General features: G+C 56.8%; 16 protein-coding genes and 5 pseudogenes. 15 read left to right on the top strand and 6 right to left on the bottom strand.

Annotated elements, in window-relative coordinates; translation table 11 throughout:
* Window positions 1-782 precede the first annotated feature (782 nt).
* From ACWHYZ_RS09435 to bluB, 3 genes are all read right to left on the bottom strand, one after another.
* Window positions 783-1,223, bottom strand: coding sequence for a CBS domain-containing protein (locus ACWHYZ_RS09435; RefSeq protein ID WP_447987013.1), 441 nt, complete (start codon window positions 1,221-1,223; stop codon window positions 783-785).
* Window positions 1,224-1,305: 82 nt separating this feature from the next.
* Window positions 1,306-1,647 carry a hypothetical protein gene (locus ACWHYZ_RS09430; protein WP_447987012.1) on the bottom strand — a complete coding sequence of 114 codons (342 nt, stop codon included), beginning with the start codon at window positions 1,645-1,647 and terminating at the stop codon, window positions 1,306-1,308.
* Between the two features lie 285 nt (window positions 1,648-1,932).
* Window positions 1,933-2,574 carry a 5,6-dimethylbenzimidazole synthase gene (gene bluB, locus ACWHYZ_RS09425; protein WP_447987011.1) on the bottom strand — a complete coding sequence of 214 codons (642 nt, stop codon included), beginning with the start codon at window positions 2,572-2,574 and terminating at the stop codon, window positions 1,933-1,935.
* 456 nt (window positions 2,575-3,030) lie between these two features.
* Between bluB and ACWHYZ_RS09420 the strand changes: the two genes are divergently transcribed.
* Complete coding sequence (locus ACWHYZ_RS09420; protein WP_447987010.1) at window positions 3,031-3,675, top strand: hypothetical protein; 645 nt, start codon at window positions 3,031-3,033, stop codon at window positions 3,673-3,675.
* A 90-nt stretch (window positions 3,676-3,765) separates the two neighbouring features.
* On the opposite strand, the pseudogene ACWHYZ_RS09415 reads toward ACWHYZ_RS09420, so the two are convergent.
* Window positions 3,766-4,051: pseudogene (locus ACWHYZ_RS09415) on the bottom strand (integrase core domain-containing protein); the annotation flags it as partial.
* 111 nt (window positions 4,052-4,162) lie between these two features.
* Here ACWHYZ_RS09415 and ACWHYZ_RS09410 point away from each other — a divergent pair.
* Entirely contained in the window at window positions 4,163-4,573 is a 411-nt protein-coding gene (locus ACWHYZ_RS09410; RefSeq protein ID WP_447987548.1) for an AAA family ATPase, read from the top strand.
* 1,218 nt (window positions 4,574-5,791) lie between these two features.
* Here ACWHYZ_RS09410 and ACWHYZ_RS09405 read toward each other — a convergent pair.
* On the bottom strand, window positions 5,792-6,709 hold the full coding sequence (locus ACWHYZ_RS09405) for a MerR family transcriptional regulator (RefSeq protein ID WP_447987009.1): 918 nt from the start codon (window positions 6,707-6,709) through the stop codon (window positions 5,792-5,794).
* A gap of 605 nt (window positions 6,710-7,314) precedes the next feature.
* Between ACWHYZ_RS09405 and ACWHYZ_RS09400 the strand changes: the two genes are divergently transcribed.
* The 9 genes and pseudogenes from ACWHYZ_RS09400 to ACWHYZ_RS09360 all read left to right on the top strand — a co-directional run bounded on the left by ACWHYZ_RS09400 (window position 7,315) and on the right by ACWHYZ_RS09360 (window position 15,206).
* Complete coding sequence (locus ACWHYZ_RS09400; RefSeq protein ID WP_447987008.1) at window positions 7,315-8,283, top strand: formylglycine-generating enzyme family protein; 969 nt, start codon at window positions 7,315-7,317, stop codon at window positions 8,281-8,283.
* Window positions 8,284-8,337: 54 nt separating this feature from the next.
* On the top strand, window positions 8,338-9,396 hold the full coding sequence (locus ACWHYZ_RS09395; RefSeq protein WP_447987007.1) for a formylglycine-generating enzyme family protein: 1,059 nt from the start codon (window positions 8,338-8,340) through the stop codon (window positions 9,394-9,396).
* 23 nt (window positions 9,397-9,419) lie between these two features.
* On the top strand, window positions 9,420-9,788 hold the full coding sequence (locus ACWHYZ_RS09390; protein ID WP_447987006.1) for a hypothetical protein: 369 nt from the start codon (window positions 9,420-9,422) through the stop codon (window positions 9,786-9,788).
* A complete protein-coding gene (locus ACWHYZ_RS09385; RefSeq protein WP_447987005.1) occupies window positions 9,785-10,630 on the top strand; it encodes a formylglycine-generating enzyme family protein in 846 nt (281 codons plus the stop codon). The genes ACWHYZ_RS09390 and ACWHYZ_RS09385 overlap by 4 nt, the downstream gene beginning before the upstream one ends.
* Window positions 10,631-10,830: 200 nt before the next feature.
* Window positions 10,831-10,941 (top strand): annotated as a pseudogene (locus ACWHYZ_RS09380) (NAD-dependent epimerase/dehydratase family protein); the annotation flags it as partial.
* Between the two features lie 58 nt (window positions 10,942-10,999).
* A pseudogene (locus tag ACWHYZ_RS09375) lies at window positions 11,000-11,722 on the top strand (TIGR01777 family oxidoreductase); the annotation flags it as partial.
* 13 nt (window positions 11,723-11,735) lie between these two features.
* Window positions 11,736-12,200, top strand: a complete 465-nt coding sequence (locus ACWHYZ_RS09370) for a DUF4149 domain-containing protein (protein WP_447987004.1) — start codon at window positions 11,736-11,738, stop codon at window positions 12,198-12,200.
* 610 nt (window positions 12,201-12,810) lie between these two features.
* Window positions 12,811-14,256 carry a cryptochrome/photolyase family protein gene (locus ACWHYZ_RS09365; protein ID WP_447987003.1) on the top strand — a complete coding sequence of 482 codons (1,446 nt, stop codon included), beginning with the start codon at window positions 12,811-12,813 and terminating at the stop codon, window positions 14,254-14,256.
* A pseudogene (locus ACWHYZ_RS09360) lies at window positions 14,253-15,206 on the top strand (YbgA family protein). Before ACWHYZ_RS09365 ends, ACWHYZ_RS09360 begins: the two are co-directional and overlap by 4 nt.
* Window positions 15,207-15,835: 629 nt before the next feature.
* On the opposite strand, the gene katE reads toward ACWHYZ_RS09360, so the two are convergent.
* On the bottom strand, window positions 15,836-17,968 hold the full coding sequence (gene katE, locus ACWHYZ_RS09355; protein ID WP_447987002.1) for a catalase: 2,133 nt from the start codon (window positions 17,966-17,968) through the stop codon (window positions 15,836-15,838).
* A gap of 466 nt (window positions 17,969-18,434) precedes the next feature.
* On the opposite strand from katE, the pseudogene ACWHYZ_RS09350 reads away from it, so the two are divergent.
* The 4 genes and pseudogenes from ACWHYZ_RS09350 to ACWHYZ_RS09335 all read left to right on the top strand — a co-directional run.
* A pseudogene (locus ACWHYZ_RS09350) lies at window positions 18,435-18,654 on the top strand (macro domain-containing protein); the annotation flags it as partial.
* 87 nt (window positions 18,655-18,741) lie between these two features.
* Complete coding sequence (locus tag ACWHYZ_RS09345) at window positions 18,742-18,906, top strand: hypothetical protein (RefSeq protein WP_447987547.1); 165 nt, start codon at window positions 18,742-18,744, stop codon at window positions 18,904-18,906.
* Window positions 18,893-19,087 (top strand): sugar phosphate nucleotidyltransferase, encoded by a 195-nt coding sequence (locus tag ACWHYZ_RS09340; protein WP_447987001.1) that lies wholly within the window; start codon window positions 18,893-18,895, stop codon window positions 19,085-19,087. Before ACWHYZ_RS09345 ends, ACWHYZ_RS09340 begins: the two co-directional genes overlap by 14 nt.
* A gap of 69 nt (window positions 19,088-19,156) precedes the next feature.
* Entirely contained in the window at window positions 19,157-19,357 is a 201-nt protein-coding gene (locus tag ACWHYZ_RS09335; protein WP_447987000.1) for a hypothetical protein, read from the top strand.
* The last annotated feature ends 361 nt before the right edge of the window (window positions 19,358-19,718 follow it).

Genomic DNA, 19,718 nt, shown 5'->3' with positions numbered 1-19,718 from the left:
GGTTTCCCCTTCTTACCGTTTCCCGATCACGACCGCCACGATTGAGTCTTACGTTGGTCCGGTGCAAGTGTCTTGGTCCTCGTGAGTCTCCATGCCATTGAGCCGCAGGACGGTAAGACTCACGCCTTCAACGACTGTACTGTGTAGATTTTTGCACAGGTTGTCGGCTGCCTCGGAGATCTCCATTTTGACGTAGCCAAACCGTAAAAATATCCCCGTGAGTCGCGGAGCACGTTCGGCCGATACGGCAGTACTAAACTGCCGGACAAGGGGACTCAAGTCGGCGGAGGTAAACCTGACGGGAAGCGGATCCACGAAGACTCTGTAAGCTCACGGTATGCCTCTGTCGGTTATGACCGTCCTCCCAAAGCCAATGTGTGCCGGTCAGAGTTAGAGTATAAAGTTCTCGACTATAGAAAGAATTACGGGAGGAAGAAAGCTTCCGCTGCTCCCGCCATTGCGCTTCAGAAAAATGCCCCATGTTCCTGGATGCGGGGATTATTTGGGCACCACGGTTTCTCTATAAATTATCCTGCTGCCCATCGAGTCGTGCAATGACCCATCAGGGTTAATCGGTCTTACCTAGCCCATCCTTGTGTGGTATCAGAGAAGGAATGTCATGGTGGTGAGCAGCGGATGGAAGGAATGGGAAGTGACGATGAATTTGAGGCACAATTCATTTGGCCATAACAGAAATCGTGACCTCAGGCTGGGAGGGCACGTGTCACGCTCTTATCTCCGCTCCTCGCTAGGCGCTTTGCCTAAGTTGCTGTGAGCGCGGCTTACTTGAGCTCGGAAGGCTCACTGACCTTCTTGATCGTCTCGTGAGTCTGGCCTGATGGCATGTCTGCACGATGCAGCAGATCCACCATCGAGACAATTCCCTGAAGCGTGCCCTGTTGGTCCACGACTGGAATGCGGCGAACTTGATTGTCACGCATCAACTCGATGGCCTTCCCCACGTCATCCTCGGGCGCACAGCAGATCAACATGCGCGTCATACAATCCTTGACCGGGACAGTGGCGGGATCGCGGCTTTCCGCAACGACCGCCAGACACAGATCCCGATCGGTTACCACTCCAATCAACCTCCGGCCCTGCTCATTCTCCACAACCGGGATGATACCGACATTGATGTCTTTCATAATGCCAGCGACCTTTGATGCGGAATCTGTCAGCAAGCACCATCTGGGACTCGTAGTCATCACTTCTCGGATTCGCATGATTGCGCCTCCTTAGTTTCAGCGGGAAAAGCGGCGGTGCATGGATCCGACCCGCATGAGTTGAATCCATGCACCTTCCTATTTAGAACTCCCCCCCAGGCAGACCGGAAGCTGGGCGCAACAGGGTGATCGACTGCGCATGGCCCTCAGGTGTGACATAGGCGGAAATCTGATCCCCTTGTTTAAATCCCTGGTACCGAGGGTCTTGCTGGCCCATTGCGGTGGTCGCGTCGATATGGAGGCGCACCTCCTTGCCGCTCTGATCCTTCAGCAATAGGGAGTCTTTGTCAAAGTTCAGCACGGCGCCTCGTAGGACCTCGCACTTTAGACAGGCCATTTGTGAAGGCTGCGGTTCGGCCTTGGTTGAACTCACCATGCCCCCCGGTTCTCCGCGAAGATCAGCCGGCGCAACCGCCGCCTGCATGTCTTGGACGATCCGGTCGATGTCCTTCAGCTTAGGCGACCGATCCTGACTCGCCGTTGCGGTGAGTTCCGGTTTCAGCTCTACCTGAGTACGTCTAAAGATCTCACTCGGATTATGGAATGAAGCGACCTTAAGTCAGGGCGTGTCAAATCGACGTCACAGCGGCGTAGCAGCTAGGGAGTCAGACCGATATACCTTGCACGGCTAAGTCATTGCGTAATTTTTAGACTCCCCACATTAAGAGAGCCATTCGCATGTAATGAGACATCACATTTAACCTAGACCTCATCGCCGAATTACAAACTCGGCCATGTTACGACGATATTCCCATCCAACTTCCGCAAGCTTCGGTTTAGGTGATTCTGCTTCTGGATACCCTAAACAAAGATAGGCGACCAGGCTCCACCATTCCCGAACTTCTAAGGTTTTCTTTACCTCTAAGGGATCGAGAATAGACACCCAACCAACGCCTATCCCATTCGCCCGGGCGGCCAGCCAAAGGGTTTGGATCGAGGCGACGACGGAGTATGATAGTGTCTCCGGCATCGTTCGTTGCCCCAAGCCATCCCCCTGTGGTGTGTGTTCGTCACAAAACACTGCGAGGTGAAGCGGAGCTTGGTCGAGGCCTTCTAGCTTTAGACTGGAATAAAGCCGAGCGCGTTCCCCACGATAGCCCGCCAGAGCATCTGCATTGGCCTTTACAAAGCTGTTTCGAACCGCAGCTCGCCGATGAGCATCCTCAACAAGTACAAATCGCCAAGGCTCGCTCAATCCCACCGAAGGCGCGAGTGTGGCCGTGGTTAATAATTCGTCCAAAACTTCGTCCGGTATGGGATCTCGACGGAACTGACGAACATCTCTTCTCCAAAGAAACAGTTCTCTTAGCCTTTCCCTAAATGCGGTATCGAACTCAGGGACACCTGACATTTGGCCCTCCCTCCACTCCACGGCTTCTGTTGACAACGAAACAGTTGACGACACGGAAAGGGTCACCACCGTTGCCCTGACTGCTTGAAGAAATCACAAACATTTCTTTTTGACCAGGTGAAAGGATACGTCAAAACGCCGAAAAAAATCGACTTGCGGCATGTTTACCTGTCGAGTAGAACTATCGCAAGATCCTGGGGTGAAGCCCTTCATTGAGACAATCTGGCATTAGCACACTTCGTGTTTACTTGTCGTTTGGGATGCCTCCTAAACGCGGAATCTGATTTTCGGACATTTGAGAATCTATGACGGCTCACATCGCCTACTGCCTCGTATAGGTTCCTACACTGGCCCTGACTTATACCCAATAAGGACTAAACTAGATCTATTTGCCTAGCTATTAGTACTACATGGACTATACCGGCCACGCGCACGGCCTGATATAGATATGTACCGATGACACGACTTCTTCGGAGTGAAGACAGACGATCCGACAGTGACAGTCGGGTCGCCGACAGACGACGGGGAGCGTTGCCTGCTCGCCGTGAAACGCTCCGCGTCCCGCACGTCGTCGCAGCCTTTATCCTTATCCTTACTATTTTTGGATTTGATGTAGTCGTGCCGCTTGGGATCGGCGTCTCCTTTCTGTACGTGGTACCTTTGGCTTTCCTTGCCATCTACTCTACGCCCGGACAATCGTCCCCGGTCATTGTGGTCGCCATTGTATCGGCACTACTAACAGTACTGGGCTTTTTTCTGTCCGCACCAGGCCCGATATGGTATGACATTGCCAACCAGGTCCTTGCCATCACCGTGATCGGTATCACGGCGACGCTTTCTCTGGTGCGAAAACGAACGGAAGAAGAGGTCAAGGTACTTCAGGGGTTATTGCCCATCTGTTCCTACTGCAAGAAGATTCGGGACGACAGCGGGTATTGGCAGCAAGTCGAGCGGTATATCGCGGCACGATCCGAGGCAGACTTCAGTCATGGCATATGTCCAGAGTGCCGACCGAAGCACTTCCCCAATGCCTATGCTGAGGAAGCGACACAGGGATCTAAGGCGCCCGCGTCAGACATGCCCAGTAGGGAGACACTCTAACGGCCCCATCCTACCTTGCCTATTTAGTGGATGAGCCTTCCCTGTTGTTGGGGCCGTAGTGAGGCGCCCCGGGGCTTCCTAGACACCAAGCTAAGGGTCACTGATCCGACGCTCGAACGCCAGCGGACTGAGATACCCGAGACTCTGATGCGAGCCGCTGGCGATTGTAGAAGCCTTCGATGAACGCAAAGATATCGCGGCTTGCCTCATCTCTCGTGTGAGACGTCTGATGATGGGCGAGTTCATTCTTCAGGGTACTGAAGAAGCTCTCTGCCACCGCATTATCGTAGCAATTGCCCTTGCGACTCATGCTCGGCGTGGTGCCGAGCGTCGTCAGCTGGTGGCGGTACGCCAAGCTACTATATTGCGCGCCTTGACCTTTGCCTCCGTCGGTGGCGTGGAGCAGGTGAAGCGTTTTATCTCCCGTGTGCTCAACGGCCGCTCACGCCCGCGCGCGATCGTCTTCCTCGACGAAGTCGAAAAGGCGATGGCCGGCGCCCAGTCCTCCGGCGGCGATTCCAGCGGCGTCTCGCAATCGCTTCATGGCACCTTGCTGTCGTTCATGCCAGATTCCCGGACCACCGGGATGCTGTTCGTCGGCCCACACGGCACGTCGAAGAGCGCGATTGCCAAGGCGGCCGGCAACGAAGGCAGGATCCCGACCCTTCTCTTCGATCTCTCGGCGGTCAAAACTTCGTTGGTGGGGGAATGGGAAAGGCAGCTTCGCCAAGCTCTCAAGATCATCAGCACGATCTCGGATAATGCTACCTTGTTCATCGGCACCTGCAACAATATTCAGGCGCTCTCGCCGGAACTGCGCCGGCGGTTTGGCTTAGGCACCTTCTTCTTTCCCCTGCCCACCCGGGATGGGTTTCAGCGTGAGTACGATCGAACATGAGCGGGGAGCCATCAAACGACAGTACGGCTTAAGGAATAAATCCAACTTTATTAAGCTCGCCATTGGGAAGGTCTCCTGAACCCTTGAGGGCGCAAGCCACTGGAGTCCACCTTCCTCCCGCCGACTCTGCCATGGAAAGGAGCGATCCATGTCCACCGCTTCCCATGATGGAGGCCGCGGCAGAGCCGCCTTGAAGGAAGAGCCGGTCCCGACGCTGAACCCACACCATTCCAATGACGACCCCCTCCGGTAGCCGTATCGCGCAGGCGAGTGGACCATGCCCTTCACCTCCAACTCCTCACACATGATCGAGATCCCGCAAGACGAAGCCATGACGCCACCCGCGCCTCCGTGTGGTTCGTGAACCCGAGTTCCCCCTACCGGCCCTCATCGCGGAGCGACTCCAGCGTTGGAAGGCGTATCTGCCCAAACGGGATGAAGGCAACCGGCACCTGAGTGGGAAGCTGGCCTTCCGTCACGCCGCGGAGATGGATGCGACCCTGGCGAGATCTTGAAAGGCAAATACGTCGATGTGACCAACGAGGAACTGGATGCGCTTGAAGCCGAGGCGAATCGCAGTGTCGAGATTCAAGAGTTTGTGCCACGAACTGTGTCGATCCCGTCTACTTCTCCAAGACCTACTATCTGGGTCCGGATAAAGGGGGCGACAAGCCCTATCGGTTGTTGGCCAGGCCATACACCAAGAGGGGCAAGCTGCCGTCGCCCAGTTTGTGAAGTGAGGGAAGGAAGAACTCGTGATGGTCCGTCCGGTCAGTGACGACAAACTCATGTTGCACGCCCTGTATTACGCCGATGAAGTCCGTACGTTTGATGAGGTACCGGCCGGAAAGCCGGCAAACGATCGGGAACTGGCACTAGCGACGCAGTTGATTCGGACAGACGTTTCTAATCGTGAACTGCGTTGGAGGTACGATTGCGTTGACGGCTGCCTCCGTGACGGATGCGTGGGCACCCCTGACACTGCCGACGCGAGACGTCTATATTCTTGGCCTCTTCCTCGTAAATCGGAAGCACGGCGTGATGCATATCGCAGTTAGGCTGCTCGGGCTCTTCGTATGGTCAAGTCCGCTTCTCTTGAAGAGGAGTCCCCTGCCAGGTCGCACTAGCGCTTCTTCGCCAGAGGTGTGATGGGCACATCAGTGTGCCTCGACGCGGGCTCGTTTCATTGTCAACAACCTCCGCCAATAAGAACCTTGATTATCGTGCGGACCCAGAGGAAGCGATAAGTGGGGGCAGATGCCGCTCGAGCTCGAACACACTGTCGAGAACCGTAATGTATGCCTGCTGGAACAGCATTGCATGTGCCTGAGCGGCAGCCCCCCCGACGACAATGAGAGCATGATTGTTGAGCTGCGCTCTTAGCTCCTTCACAAAGTCGGCTGCCTTATTGGGTGCGGGCACCGTCGTGAGTGATAGGACGATCAGCTTGGGCTCAACAAGGCCGCAGAAGGCAGCAAGTGCGGCAAGTGGCACATTTGCTCCTAAATAGGACACGCGGCATCCTCGGGCGCTGCACAGATAAGCCGCTGCTTGCGCAGCAATTTCATGCTGCTCATCGGAGGGGCACGCCACCACAATTTTTGGCCCATACTCGTTCATTGGAAGCTGATTCGTCGCCGCAAAGACCTTCTGCTGCACATGCTTAGTGACGTAATGTTCGGTCGCCACGCCGAGTCGTCCGTCATGCCACAGTTGTCCCACCCGTTCCTGAAGCGGTAACAAAATCCTGTGAAGCGCATCTTCAAAGGGTATCACCGCAACGGCCCCATTGAGCCGTCGTTCAAACGCCTCACGATCGAGCGGATCGAGCGTCGCCGTCAGCTCTCCAATCAGACTTGTATACGGCGCTGGTCGCTCCGCCGCCGTCATATCAATCGCTTTCGCACGGGTAAGCAGTTCGCCATGACCTTGGGCCACGAGCTCACCAATCGACTGTCCCTTTTCAATCTCCGCCTTGAGATAACGCAATAACACGACATCATCGTCCGTATACAAGCGGTATCGGTTAGCCCCACGAAGAGGTTGGACAACACCATACCGTCGCTCCCAGACCCGTATGAGGTCCTTCGATAGTCCGGTCAGTTTGGCGACCCGGTGAATCCGATGTTTGTTCATACCGAACAACACAATAAACTCATGACTAATGTCTGTCAAATGTTTTCCGAAATAACACTTGACACATTGGTCATGATGGCCTTATACATTAGACATACACTGGTCAAGCATTGAACATAAGCACCGGACTGCGGGCCCTTGATTCCTGGCCTGCAAACGAAGGTCACCATCGACCGAAAGGGGAATCGCATGGACCCTCGACACTTCAGCAACCCTATGGTCTTCCTTGTGCTCCTGCTCACGGTCGGTTGCGCAACGGATGGTTTACAATTCACGACCCGACAGACCACACGGGTGAGTCAGGGCCAGGCTCGAAATGTGGTCCTGACCTATCGAAGGCAGGCGACGGACCTTCGTGACTTGCCCAACGATTCGAATTCGAAGCTCGGTACACGGGCGAATCTGGACACCATCCGAGAGAATCAGACCCTCTGCTCGTTCGGGCAAAGGCCCTGTTGGCCTCTGCTCAACGCCGAGGGAGCTGGCGCAGAAATATCAGCGACAGGTGCCTCATGGACCAGTCCCGTGATGAGGCATCACAGCCTGACGTTTTCCGATTGTAATTAGGGAAGCAACTCGATGTGCGTCACCAAAGGAGGTTTCCGATGCGGAGTCAAACAGTTCATCAAGCAGGATTCGCGGTTCTATTCATCGCCAGCGCATTCTCTGTGTCATGGGCAGCGGATAGGCCCGGCGAGGAGAAAGACATGGTGAATATCCCAAAGGGGGAATTCACCATGGGCAGCAGTGAACATGCCGATGAAGCACGGCACCAGGTGGTGCTCGATGCCTATCTTATCGACAAGTATGAGGCCTCAAACGCGCGCTACAAGCAATTCATGAACGCCACGGGGCATCCAGCCCCTGCCTATTGGGACGACCCTCGGTTGAGCAAGGCGAACCAGCCGGTCGTCGGGGTGAGCTGGACGGACGCGGATGCGTTCTGCAAGTGGGAAGGCAAGCGCCTGCCGACCGAAGCGGAATGGGAGCGAGCCGCCAAAGGGCCTGACGGTGATAAGCATTATCCCTGGGGCCATATGCTCGACGCGAAGAAGGCCAATTACGGACAGAATGTCGGCCATACCACGCCCGTCGATTCGTATCCCGAGGGCGTGAGCGGCTATGGGGCCTACAACATGGCCGGCAACGTCTTTGAATGGGTCCAAGATTGGTATGACGCAAAATACTTCAAGGACAGCCAGGCCCTGAATCCCCGTGGCGCTGAAAAGGGCTACAACTTCGCGAATCAGGGTCCGGTCCGAGTGTTGCGCGGGGGGTCCTGGCTGGCACCAGAGACGTCCTTGCATACAAGCCATCGGTTCTGGAATCAGCCGGAGAACAACTCCTACGGGGTCGGCCTCGGATTCCGCTGCGCGAAGTCGGCGCAGAGCGTTTCCGATGAAGCCATGCAAGCGGGACGCGATGCCTTCATTCAAGCATTGGTAGCCATGGGGGCAGAAAAGCACAGCGATGCGATGACCGCCATCGATAAGGCGCTCGCGGCCGATCCGGGAAACAAGGAATACGAGGCGACCCGGGATCTCATCAAGAAGAGCATGAAGCAACACAAATAGCACAGTGCGCGGCGGGGGCGACACCGGTATGGAATGAGGGACAGGAGGTCTACCATGATGAAGAGAAGAATGGGGATGGTAGTCGGGCTGATGTCTGGCCTGGCGTGGTTTAGCGGAATTTGTGAGGCGCAAGAGACGGTGATCCCCAACGAGATGGTGTACGTCGGCGACGGGCCGTTCGTGATGGGACTGGACAAGCAAGAACCGGCTGACTCTGGCAAGACGCTGACGGCTTACGACAAGCGTATGAAGACGCCATGGTCGGCTGAGGCGTTTCATGATGAAGGTCCAGCCCATATGGTGTTCCTGGATTCGTTTCTCATGGATCGGTACGAAGTGTCGAACCAGCACTACGGCCAGTTCATGAGAACACACGGCCATCCTGCCCCTGCCTACTGGCATGGTCCACGCCTCAATCAACCCAACCAGCCCGTGGTCGGCGTGAATTGGTACGAGGCCAAGTCGTACTGCGAGTCTCGAGGCAAGCGCCTCCCGACTGAAGCCGAATGGGAAAAGGCCGCCCGTGGTCCGAAGGGGAATCTCTATCCCTGGGGTCAGGAGTTTGATCCAGCTAAAGTCAACTTTGGCAAGCATCACGCGGCTACGATGCCCGTGAACTCTTATGCGCAGGGTGTCAGTTACTATGGTGTGTTCAACATGGGGGGCAACGTCTTCGAGTGGGTGTCCGATTGGTACGATCCCCGCTACTACGGACGGCTTGAAACCATGGTGAATCCAACCGGCCCGGCTAAAGCCGTCTGGCTGGGTGGAACGGGCACCTATGTGGACCGACTGACGGTCGGAGAAAAGCGGGTCATTCGTGGCGGCTCATGGATCGCGCCGGAAAGCAGTGTGAGAACTACCCATCGCTTTTGGAATCACCCGCTGAATATCAGCTATGGTGTGGGCTTGGGGTTTCGCTGCGCCATGAATGCGCCCGCCGACATTGACCAGAAGATTCGAGACACGTACATCGCGGCCCTCGTGGACATGGGACGGGAACGGTTTACGGAGGCGGATAACACGGTGACTCGTGGCTTGGCGCTGGATCCCAAGAACGTCGAGTTGCTCGAGCTACGCCTGCTCATCCAACAATCCATCAAGCAACCCTAAGGAATGCCGTCGCGGAGGCATCGATGACTGGCTACAAACGGTTCGTTTTGGGTGTTTCATTCAGCGCACTCCTTGGGTCCTCGCCTCTTGGGGCTTGCCCCATCGATTCGGGCCGCCATCCGCTCCCGGAAACCGTGCGAGCGGTCCATGCGGCCGAACAGGCGGTGGATGCCGCATGGGAAGTATATCATCGCGCGGCCTTAGGCGGCACCGTGGCGTCCCCGGGGCTGCAGGCCGACATCGAAGAGCACCTGCACAAAGCACGAACGCTCATCACGCAGGTACAAGAAGCGTCTCAACAGCAGAATGCGCGCCAGGTGGAACGCCTGGTCCGTCAAATTCACATTCATACGTCCCAAGCGATCAAGGGAAGCAAGGAGCAGAAGCCATGACGCCAGATCTGAGCAGGTCAACGAATCGCTGGACACTGATTCCCTTAATCGTTGCCGCAGCGTGGGCCGTGGCGCCCTTGCCCACCATATCGGCGTCGCCTGCCGCTTTAGGACTTGATCCGGTGCCCATGGTGACGATCCCGGCTGGTGAGTTCTTGATGGGGAGCCCGGAAAGAATGGGACGAGGCGATGAACGGCCGCAGCGATCCGTGTACATCGACGCATTTGCCATTGATCAAGTCGAAGTCACCAATGAACGGTATATGGCCTTTGTCACCGCCACGGGACACCGAAATCCCCCCAATCCCTATGGCAGTGGAGCGCTCGTCTCCGTGAAGGGCATTGAGCAGCTACCGGTCGTGCAGACGACTTGGTACGACGCCAAGGCCTATTGTAGTTGGGCCAAGAAGCGGCTTCCGACCGAAGCGGAATGGGAAAAGGCTGCGCGCGGCACCGACGGTCGTCTCTTTCCGTGGGGCAATGAGCCGGCGACTGCGGCGCGGGCGAACTTTGACCGGGAATGGCAGGTGGAGCACACCTTGTACCCTGTCGGATCGCTGTCCGCCGGGGACTCCCCCTATGGAGTGAAGGATATGGCCGGCAATGCGCGTGAGTGGGTCCAGGACTGGTACGACCCGGAATACTACGCGCAGGCGCCGAATCGCAATCCTCAGGGGCCTGCCCAAAAGGGAGTGGTCCGATCGATACGCGGCGGCTCCTGGCATAGTCCCGTCTCGGACATCACCACAACGGCTCGCGGCCGAGGTGGGTTTGCGCTACAGACCCATGGCACAGGCTTTCGCTGTGCGCGCGGGCTCCAAGCGGGAACTGTGGGACAGTAATATCTGCATGGAAAGAAGAAAAGAGGCGACTGGGTCTATCACGTTTCTGGACGCCGATCCGTTCCATTTCCGTATGGGACACGCCGCGACTCCGGCACGGCCGCTCCCGCTGAGGCAGACAGATCCCTGTCGGGACGAGCCTGCGACCCCGGTGAAGGCAGAACTAAATCAGTGGAAAAGCTGACTGAGGAGACGAGCCCATGCATATTGTCGTGAGCGGCGGAACCGGATTTATCGGTCGGCCATTGTGCGAATCATTCCTTCAGGGAGGACATCGGATCACCGTTCTGACGAGAAGACAAAAAGAGGCATCGCGATTATTCGGCCCGACGATGACAACGATCGAATGGAACGGTCGAGACCCGCGCAGATGCCGTGATCAATCTGACAGGAGCACCCATCGCCGAGGCCCGCTGGACCGAGGACCAGAAGCGGCTCATCACCGAGAACAGAGTTATGTCCACGCGGCATCTCATTCAGGCTTGCTCCCGCCTTGCGGTGAAGCCAAAAGTGTTCATTAATGCGTCGGGCATCGGCTACTACGGCGCTCAGGGCGATCACGTTCTCGATGAAACCAGCGTTCCCGGCACGGGGTTTCTCGCCGATCTCTGCGTGCAATGGGAGGCCGCTGCACGACACGCCGCATCTTACGGGATGCGAGTCGTGTGCCTGAGAAACGGCCTAGTCCTGGAGCGGGACGGTGGGGCGCTTCCGCGTATCGCCCTTCCCTTTCGGTTGTATATGGGTGGGCCGGTGATGCCGGGAACTCAATGGGTCTCTTGGATTCATCGTGATGATGTGGTCGGACTAATTGAGTGGGCATTGATGAATACGACCATCGCGGGCCCGGTGAATGCCGTCGCGCCGGATGCTGTGAGAATGGCGGATTTCTGCCGGACGCTCGGACGAGTGTTACACCGGCCGTCGTGGGTTCCCGTTCCCGAGTTCGTCTTGAAGGTGGCGCTCGGCGAACTCAGCTCAGTCATGACGACCGGGCAACGAGTCGCGCCCTCGATCGCGACGCACGCAGGTTATCAGTTCCACTATCCGCTCCTCGAACAGGCCTTACGCGCAATTTTCATTCGGACATGAAGGAAACCGAAAGATGGCGTCGTTCATCGTATACCTTCACACCTTGGCTGGTGCGGTCCTTGTCGGGAAAGTCGTCCTGTTATCGTTCGTGGTGGCTCCTATTCTCGCGAAGAATCTGGAACGAGAGCCTTTCGGGAAGGTGGTTCGCCAGCTGTTTCCCGCCTACCATGGGTTAGGCATGGGCACCGCCGTCGCGGGATTCATCGCCGTGAGCGGACTCATCGCCTTTTACGGGAGCAGCGCCACGCTCCTTACCACAGGCGGAATGTGGCTCCTGGTGCTGTTGGCCGAAGCCTACTGTCGCTCAACGTTGACGCCTCAGAGTAATGCCATAAGAGATCGACTGAAGGAGCAGCAATCATTGGGAGCAGTTGATCGAGGCCTACAGACCGCGTGGAATCGATTGCATCAACGGTCCGTCTCTCTCAACTCGATGGTACTGTTGATCGGGTGTATTCTCATTGCGCTTGTGCGTTGATATATGACGATAAGGAAGACACTCGTATCTCAATCTTGCGTACCGTCATACTGAGGATATGGTCAATCCTCCGGGTGGGCTCGCTCGTATGCCCAAGAGATGATTCAGATGAGCGCGCAGCAACAGTCGGATGGTAGCGCGGCTATGGCCACTCGACTGGACAAAGCCGAGTCGGCTCCTTGTGGAAGGAACAAGCGACAGGGCGGGCAGCGCATCCCGTTTATCTGGTGGTATAGTGCGCCGGCGACATGGGTTCATTAGCAGGGAACGATGCGCCCCAACCCGATTAGGACCGATATTCAGTTCTGCGCGGAGTTTTCGTGGTCGTCGGCATGGTGGGCTGGTCATTATCGTGCTGCTTCGGGGTGCACGCCTAGCAGTTGTTGGCCATGCCAGGCCCGTGGGCCCGGGAACTCAGTTTCCCGTATGTCGATTCGCGACGATCAGTGAGGCGATGAACTAAGTGGCATTCGGATTTCCTGTCGTTCGTCAAGTACTCATGGCTACCAGCCCGGTGTCCATACTTTATTTCTTCCTCCTCCGGCATCTCGTCATCGGTCAATCCGCCTTGACCATTCCGGCGGCATCGATGGCAGAAGGAGAGTAACTGATGCGGGGCCTCGTCTGGTTCAGACGCGATCTGCGCCTCGCAGATCAGCCGGCGCTGACGGCAGCCGCCGAGGAATGCGACGAGATCATCCCACTCTTTATCTTTGACAACCGGTTACTGCAGGCCCAGGTATTCGGACCGGCCTGCGTCAGCTTCATGGTTGGCTGTCTTCGCGAACTGGCCGGCACGTTAGGGACACGCGGGCTTCCGCTGCACTGGAGGCACGGTGACCCCGTCACGGAAGTGGTGTCAGCAGCCCGGGACTGGAACGTTGGAGCCGTGTACTGGAATCGAGACTACGAACCCGGCGCCATTGAGAGAGATCGGATCATCCAGCACAAGCTTACTGAACACAGCGTTCAGGTCCGGACCTTCAAAGATCATGTGGTGTTCGAAGCGGAAGAGATCAGAGGGGCAACAGGGGAGCCGTTGCAACGCTACAGCGCGTACCGGGCACGGTGGTGGAGGACATGGCAGGCGGCCACCCCGTCTGTGCTTCCCGTCCCCAAGACATTGACGGCCGCGAAGGCGCCAGCTCTTCCGTTTCCATCTCCTCTTCCATCCGCCGGTGACCTCGGATACAGCCACGTCATGCCGTGGATTGAGCCGGGTGAACGCAGGGCCCAGGAACGGTTACGTTGGTTTTTGAACGGTCCCATCAACCACTATGGCCATGGTCGCACACGTCCCGCTCTCGATGGAAGTTCTCGACTCTCTCCCCATTTTCGATTTGGCACCCTCTCGCCTCGCCTGGCCATTCACAGTGCCCTGAAGGTCTTGACCAAGGGGAATGATTGCTCCCGTTCGGACGTCCACACCTGGATCGATGAATTGATCTGGCGCGAATTCTTCCAACAAGTTTTAGCCGCCTTCCCGCATGTCACTGCGCAACCTTTCCGGAGGGTGCCGGTTCCGCCGTCGCTTCGCCCTGGCCCCGAGCGGGACCGTCTGTTTCAGGCCTGGTGCGACGGACAGACTGGCTTTCCCATCGTCGATGCCGGTATGCGCCAGCTCAATCAGACTGGTTGGATGCCCAATCGTGTGCGGATGATCGTCGCGTCGTTTCTGATTAAGGATCTGTGGATCGACTGGCAGAGCGGCGAGCAATATTTTATGCGCCACTTGCTTGATGCCGATGTGGCGGCCAACAACGGGAACTGGCAGTGGTGCGCCGCGACCGGCGCAGATGCCATGCCGGGGTACCGGATCTTTAATCCCGTCCTGCAAAGCACGAAGTTCGATCCGGACGGCGCCTATATCCGCCGCTATGTGCCCGCGTTGATTGGGGTGCCACCGACATCCATTCACACGCCGCACCTTATGACGTTCGAGGAGCAGGTCCGCGCGAACTGTCGTATCGGCATAGAGTACCCCGCGCCCATCGTGGATCATCGGCGCGTTAAAGAGGACTATCTCGCGTTTGGCAAACAGCGGGGAATCTCATGACGGTCGCCCCACTTCGCCTTGGGATCAGTCGCTGCCTCCTCGGCGACAAAGTGCGGTTCGACAGCGGACACAAGTGGACGAGTTTCTGACCGATCTCTTGGGCCGCTATGTGGAATGGGTGCCCGTGTGCTCCGAAGTTGAGGCTGGATTAGGTACTCCTCGCGAGGCGATGCGGTTGGTAGGCTACGCGCAACGTCCGCGGCTGATGACGGTCAAGAGCGGGAAGGATCATACTGAGGCGTTGGAAACCATGGCCGCCGATCGAACCAACGAGCTCAAGGAGATGGATTTGTCCGGCTACGTCTACAAGAAAGAGTCACCCAGCTGCGGCGTCGAGCGGGTCCGGATTTACAATGACCATGGGATGCCGGCTCGGAAGGGCATTGGGATCTTTGCACGGGCGTTTATCGAGCGGTTCCCGCTGATTCCCGTCGAGGAAGAAGGGCGGCTGCACGATCCGCCGCTCAGGGAAAACTTTATCGAACGCGTGTTCTCTTATCGCCGCTATCAGGATCTCCTGAGCCGTGGAGTGACGCGGCAGGCGGTGGTAAGATTCCATACGATTCACAAATATTTGCTGCTCGCTCATAGCCAGCCGCACTATCAGGCGCTGGGTCAACTTGTTTGGACGGGCGGAGCGGTATCCGCCCAAGGCCCTGGCCCTCCGGTATGGCGAACTGCTCATGAAGGCCCTTGCGATGAAAGCGACGGTACGCAAACATGCGAATGTGCTGCAACACATGCTCGGATATTTTAAGGCGCAGCTTGGCGTGCAAGAGAAAATTGAATTGCTAGGCGTGCTCGACGACTATCATCGTGGATTGACACCCTTGATCGTGCCGCTGACGCTGATCAGGCACTATATCAGGATCTTCGATGTCGGCTACCTGCGCGATCAGGTCTACCTCAATCCGTACCCCAAACAGCTCATGCTCCGGAACCACGTGTGAGGACATCCGCCGGAATGAACATTGTGGATACGAGGTACGTCAGTGCTATGACGCTTGCAATGCCGATGGCTGAAGGCATATATGAGGCGTTCCAAATAAGCATCTGGCTGAAGCAACAGGCGGGATGAGGAAATGAAAATTCTTCGCCAACCCGCCCAGGCACTGATGGACAGATTCAGAAATCCGCCAGATAGACCATAATGTCCAACCCCCTCGCACGCATCTCATAGCGGAAAGTGTACATCAGTCAACGTATCGTCTGTGCGTTGCTGGAACAGTATTGGGATGTCGCATCATGGCAGGAGTTCGCCAATCAACCTTGACACCCGCGACGACTCATTCGATCTCGTTGTGACTATTAACGCGGCATGCGTGCTATGCGCGGGCGGAACGATAAAGCCGCCGGGTCGGCGACTTCATTGTTCGAGACCGAGACACAGCTCAGCGAAGGTACCTCGGCTCCAAGCATCGCTTCGGACCTCACCACCTCTCTCTTTTGGGAACCGGACTGGCGACCCTCCTGCGTCGGATGGCTCATGGAAGTTCAGGTGAATCGCAGGTAACACCCGGTACTGAGCATGGTTTGTTTGATGGCGCATGCGGCTGACGAATCACGTCGAGGCTTGATCTTATCCTTGTGTTACTGCCGACTCGCGCGCCCAGAAGCGAAGCTGCCGGCACTTCTGAATGAATGCCGTGCACGCCTTCGATCCTTCGAGTGCGATGAATCCATCGTCTCGATTCTCGTTGATTCCGGCCTTCGTGAACAGCGGCGATGTCGCCTCGACATATCCGATGAATTTCATGTGGGCGAAGGCGTCGGCGACAAAATCACGCGCGGCCGGGTTATTGATGAGCATCTGGACGCCGTCCTCTGATGGTAACAGTGCTACCGCATCATAGAGTACCGATGGACCGCCGCCCAGTTTCTGCGCCGCTTCCATCCAAGTGCCATCGCTCGCCTCCACGCCGCCCACGCGGGGTGCGACGATTTCCAGCATCGCCCCTTCCGTTTCCACAGCCGCTTTGAGCGATTTGAAGATGGCGATATCCACGCCATCCGTCACAAGCACGCCGAGCTTGCGTCCCTTGAAACTTTGCGGGCCGTTGAGCAGGATGCTGAGTGCCGGCGATTTTTTCAGATCCGTCCGGGTCGGCCTCGCGGCGTCCGCCGGATCGGGCAGTGACTTCAGGCGCAGACCGTCGGCCACCTGCTTGGCCAGATCCGTGTGAATGTTAAGCAGATGCGAGACCATGCGCGTGCGAATGGCAAGCCGCTCGCACTTGCTCAGCTCAAAGATAAACGCGTCCGCGATGTGCTTTTGTTCACTCTCCGTCTGACTCAGATAAAACTGCCGGGCCTGGCTGTAATGGTCCGCAAAGGTTTCCGAGCGGCTGCGAACTTTGGGCCCGTCTTCCTGAGCGGGATATGAGTGGAACCCCATTTCAGGGGATTCGCGCGGACCGCCGCCCTTGCCGTCCCATGAATTCGGCTCGTAGTTGGCCCGTCCTCTTGGATTCATCATGGCCATATGCCCGTCCTGCTGAAAATGCGCGAAGGGACATTTGGGCGCATTGATCGGAATGTGTGTGAAGTTCGGGCTGCCAAGACGCTTAAGCTGTGTATCGAGGTATGAGAAATTGCGGCCCTGCAGGAGCGGATCGTTTGAAAAGTCGATTCCCGGGACGATGTTTTGGGTGCAGAAGGCGACCTGCTCCGTCTCGGCAAAGAAATTATCGACACAGCGATCAAGCACGAGTCGGCCGACACGGCGGATCGGCACTTGCTCTTCAGGGATGATCTTTGTGGCATCGAGCACATCGAAGTCAAAGCGCTCCGCAAACTTCTCGTCGAAGAGCTGCAAGCCCAGTTCCCATTCGGGATAGTCGCCCTTCTGGATCGCCGTCCAGAGATCTCGGCGATGGAAATCCGGATCGGCGCCATTGATCTTGACGGCTTCATTCCAGACAACAGACTGGAGGCCCAGTTTTGGCTTCCAGTGAAACTTCACGAATGTAACCTTACCCTCGGCATTAATCAGGCGAAAGGTGTGAACCCCGAAGCCTTCCATAAAGCGGAAGGAGCGCGGAATTGCCCGATCAGACATGATCCACAATGCCATATGCATGCTCTCGGGGGTCAGTGAAATGAAATCCCAGAAATTGTCGTGCGCCGTCTGCGCCTGGGGGAAGCCGCGATCCGGCTCCTGCTTGGCCGCGTGGACCACGTCTGGAAACTTGATGGCGTCTTGAATGAAGAACACCGGAATGTTGTTTCCGACGAGGTCCCAATTGCCTTGCTTCGTGTAAAGCTTTACGGCAAACCCACGGACGTCTCGCGCCAGATCGGACGATCCCTTGTTGCCCGCCACGGTGGAGAAGCGCACGAAGGCGGGCGTCTTGTCCCCGGGGCGTTGAAACAGGTCGGCCCTAGTGATGTCGGCGAGCGACTCGTAATTCTCAAAGTACCCATGCGCCCCAAATCCGCGGGCATGCACGACCCGCTCCGGAATACGCTCATGGTCAAAATGAAAGATTTTCTCACGGAAATGAAAGTCTTCGAGGGCCGTGGGGCCACGGACCCCTACTTTGAGGGAGTTCTGATCATCGGCAACCGGGATGCCCTGCTGCGTGGTTAACACGGGCGTGTCACCGCCGGCCGTCTGATGTACCTCTCCGCCGGCGCCGGTTTGCACTGGCTGATCGGCGTACTGTCTGGTCTGGCTCGCGTCATCGCATGGTAAAGCGTCTTTCTTTTTCATGCTTCCTCCTTGGAAATGAATGCACTATGCAACCTGAGTCGCCGGATCGTAACCATGCCCCGTGGCGCGTTCTTCACTGCTGGGCGACATTGTTCCACGGCAATGTTGTTGCCATAGGGTCTCATTCACAAGCGGCTCCTCAGAATTTGTAGGGCAATCATCGCCGGGGCTGTATACTGCACAGCGGAAGCCTTCCTAAGGTATCAGGGAGGCTTCCATCGCGATGTCGAAGAATGAAGAATTGTAGGCGGAAGGAAAACTGACAGGTGGCATGATAGTGCTCCAGGTCCATTCCAACAGTGGGTTGAAGATGATCGGCCATACGACCTGTATTTGTATCCGACGCCTTCGAACATTCCGTATGACACCAAACGCGCCTCTTTGGAGAAGATCGTCACAGTACTGCATGCAGCAGAACGAACCACGCTTTCTCAATGGTCGCGTGCGGGTGCTGACCGGGGATCTCATGTCCCAGGCCATGGATGCTATCGTTAACGCAGCGAATCGAACCTTGCTCGGTGGACGGAGGCGTGGATGGAGGGATTCACCGAGCCGGTGGTCCTGAGATTTTAGTGGCCTGTCAGGAGTCGGGACGAACCCGCTATCCCTACGGCCTTCCGACGGGTGAGGCGGTGATTACACCCGCAGGACGACTCCCCGCACGGCATGTCATCCATACCGTGGGGCGGTGCGAGGCACGCATCGTCATCGCGACGCGCAGTTGTTGCCGCGTGGTGTTAACGGGCGGAAAGGGGGAACGGCTCTATCCGCTCATGCAACACCGGGACAAACCAGCCATCCCCTTCGGAGCCAGATATCGCATCATCGATTTCACCCTAAGCAACTGCCTGAACTCGGGCTCCGCAAGATCGCCGTCCTCATTCAGTACAAGTCCTATTCCTTGGACCGACAAATTCGCCAAGCATGGAATGTGTTAAACGGCGAATTGACGAATACATTGCATCCATTCCAGCGCAACAGCGGACGGGCGAGGAATGGTACCGAGGGACGGCCGATGCGGTCTACCAAAATCTGTTCCTCGTAGAGAATGATCCCTCTGACCACCTGCTCATCTTGGCCGGAGACCATATCTATAAGATGGACTATGCTGATGTTTGAGTATTTGATCGCGATGCAGGCCGACGCTGTGCGGTCTTTCAGCAGTCTGAGACCACCCGAGATAGTGCCATGCAAGCGCTGGAGGATCATCGAGCCATCAAAGGGTCTCGAGCCACCCGCCATATGAAGATGGCGGAGGAGGAATTATTTGGCCACGCTCGTGAAGTAACGACGCAGCAAGAGGCGGAAGAATTGGGAACGAAGGTGGAAATGGCGAAGAAGGAACTTCGAGGGGAGGCGCCTGCTCCAGCCGGAGGAATCCCCGAGTAAGATGCGACGGAATAAACTCAAACTTTCATGAGCAAGGGCGGGATGGGATATCCCGTCCGTACAATGATATAGCGGTAGTTAATTCGCGGCTTCCTTCTTCTGCCCTGCCCTGAGTCCGCGTGTCGCATGGGACGTTAGCCCGTCAACTGCATGAGCCCTTACGGTTTGACTCGACCGAATTATGATCTGCCCCTTTGTGACAGAAGAAGGCGCGACAGGCGCTTGTTCCATGATTGGAAGAACGAGCGTATTGCACGCATATCGGATCTCAACCGGTTGCGCTTCGCTAATGAACCGGTTAATGGCGCATGGACAATGTGGATCTCCTCATGCATGCCGAGTTTCCAGGCCCGCACGGGGC

Source organism: Nitrospira sp. Nam74, from assembly GCF_965152615.1.
The sequence above is the reverse complement of the archived record's forward strand: the minus strand, read 5'-3'. Positions and strand labels throughout refer to the sequence as shown.

What these genes read in the sequence shown, in the direction of transcription:
- ACWHYZ_RS09385 (WP_447987005.1), top strand. Translation starts at nt 9,785, where the DNA reads ATGACGCCAGATCTGAGCAGGTCAACGAATCGCTGGACACTGATTCCC.
- katE (WP_447987002.1), bottom strand. Translation starts at nt 17,968, where the DNA reads ATGAAAAAGAAAGACGCTTTACCATGCGATGACGCGAGCCAGACCAGA.
- bluB (WP_447987011.1), bottom strand. Translation starts at nt 2,574, where the DNA reads ATGTCAGGTGTCCCTGAGTTCGATACCGCATTTAGGGAAAGGCTAAGA.
- ACWHYZ_RS09370 (WP_447987004.1), top strand. Translation starts at nt 11,736, where the DNA reads ATGGCGTCGTTCATCGTATACCTTCACACCTTGGCTGGTGCGGTCCTT.
- ACWHYZ_RS09390 (WP_447987006.1), top strand. Translation starts at nt 9,420, where the DNA reads ATGACTGGCTACAAACGGTTCGTTTTGGGTGTTTCATTCAGCGCACTC.
- ACWHYZ_RS09400 (WP_447987008.1), top strand. Translation starts at nt 7,315, where the DNA reads ATGCGGAGTCAAACAGTTCATCAAGCAGGATTCGCGGTTCTATTCATC.
- ACWHYZ_RS09340 (WP_447987001.1), top strand. Translation starts at nt 18,893, where the DNA reads ATGGAATGTGTTAAACGGCGAATTGACGAATACATTGCATCCATTCCA.
- ACWHYZ_RS09410 (WP_447987548.1), top strand. Translation starts at nt 4,163, where the DNA reads ATGGCCGGCGCCCAGTCCTCCGGCGGCGATTCCAGCGGCGTCTCGCAA.
- ACWHYZ_RS09365 (WP_447987003.1), top strand. Translation starts at nt 12,811, where the DNA reads ATGCGGGGCCTCGTCTGGTTCAGACGCGATCTGCGCCTCGCAGATCAG.
- ACWHYZ_RS09420 (WP_447987010.1), top strand. Translation starts at nt 3,031, where the DNA reads ATGACACGACTTCTTCGGAGTGAAGACAGACGATCCGACAGTGACAGT.
- ACWHYZ_RS09405 (WP_447987009.1), bottom strand. Translation starts at nt 6,709, where the DNA reads ATGAACAAACATCGGATTCACCGGGTCGCCAAACTGACCGGACTATCG.
- ACWHYZ_RS09335 (WP_447987000.1), top strand. Translation starts at nt 19,157, where the DNA reads ATGCAAGCGCTGGAGGATCATCGAGCCATCAAAGGGTCTCGAGCCACC.
- ACWHYZ_RS09395 (WP_447987007.1), top strand. Translation starts at nt 8,338, where the DNA reads ATGATGAAGAGAAGAATGGGGATGGTAGTCGGGCTGATGTCTGGCCTG.
- ACWHYZ_RS09345 (WP_447987547.1), top strand. Translation starts at nt 18,742, where the DNA reads ATGCAACACCGGGACAAACCAGCCATCCCCTTCGGAGCCAGATATCGC.
- ACWHYZ_RS09435 (WP_447987013.1), bottom strand. Translation starts at nt 1,223, where the DNA reads ATGCGAATCCGAGAAGTGATGACTACGAGTCCCAGATGGTGCTTGCTG.
- ACWHYZ_RS09430 (WP_447987012.1), bottom strand. Translation starts at nt 1,647, where the DNA reads ATGCAGGCGGCGGTTGCGCCGGCTGATCTTCGCGGAGAACCGGGGGGC.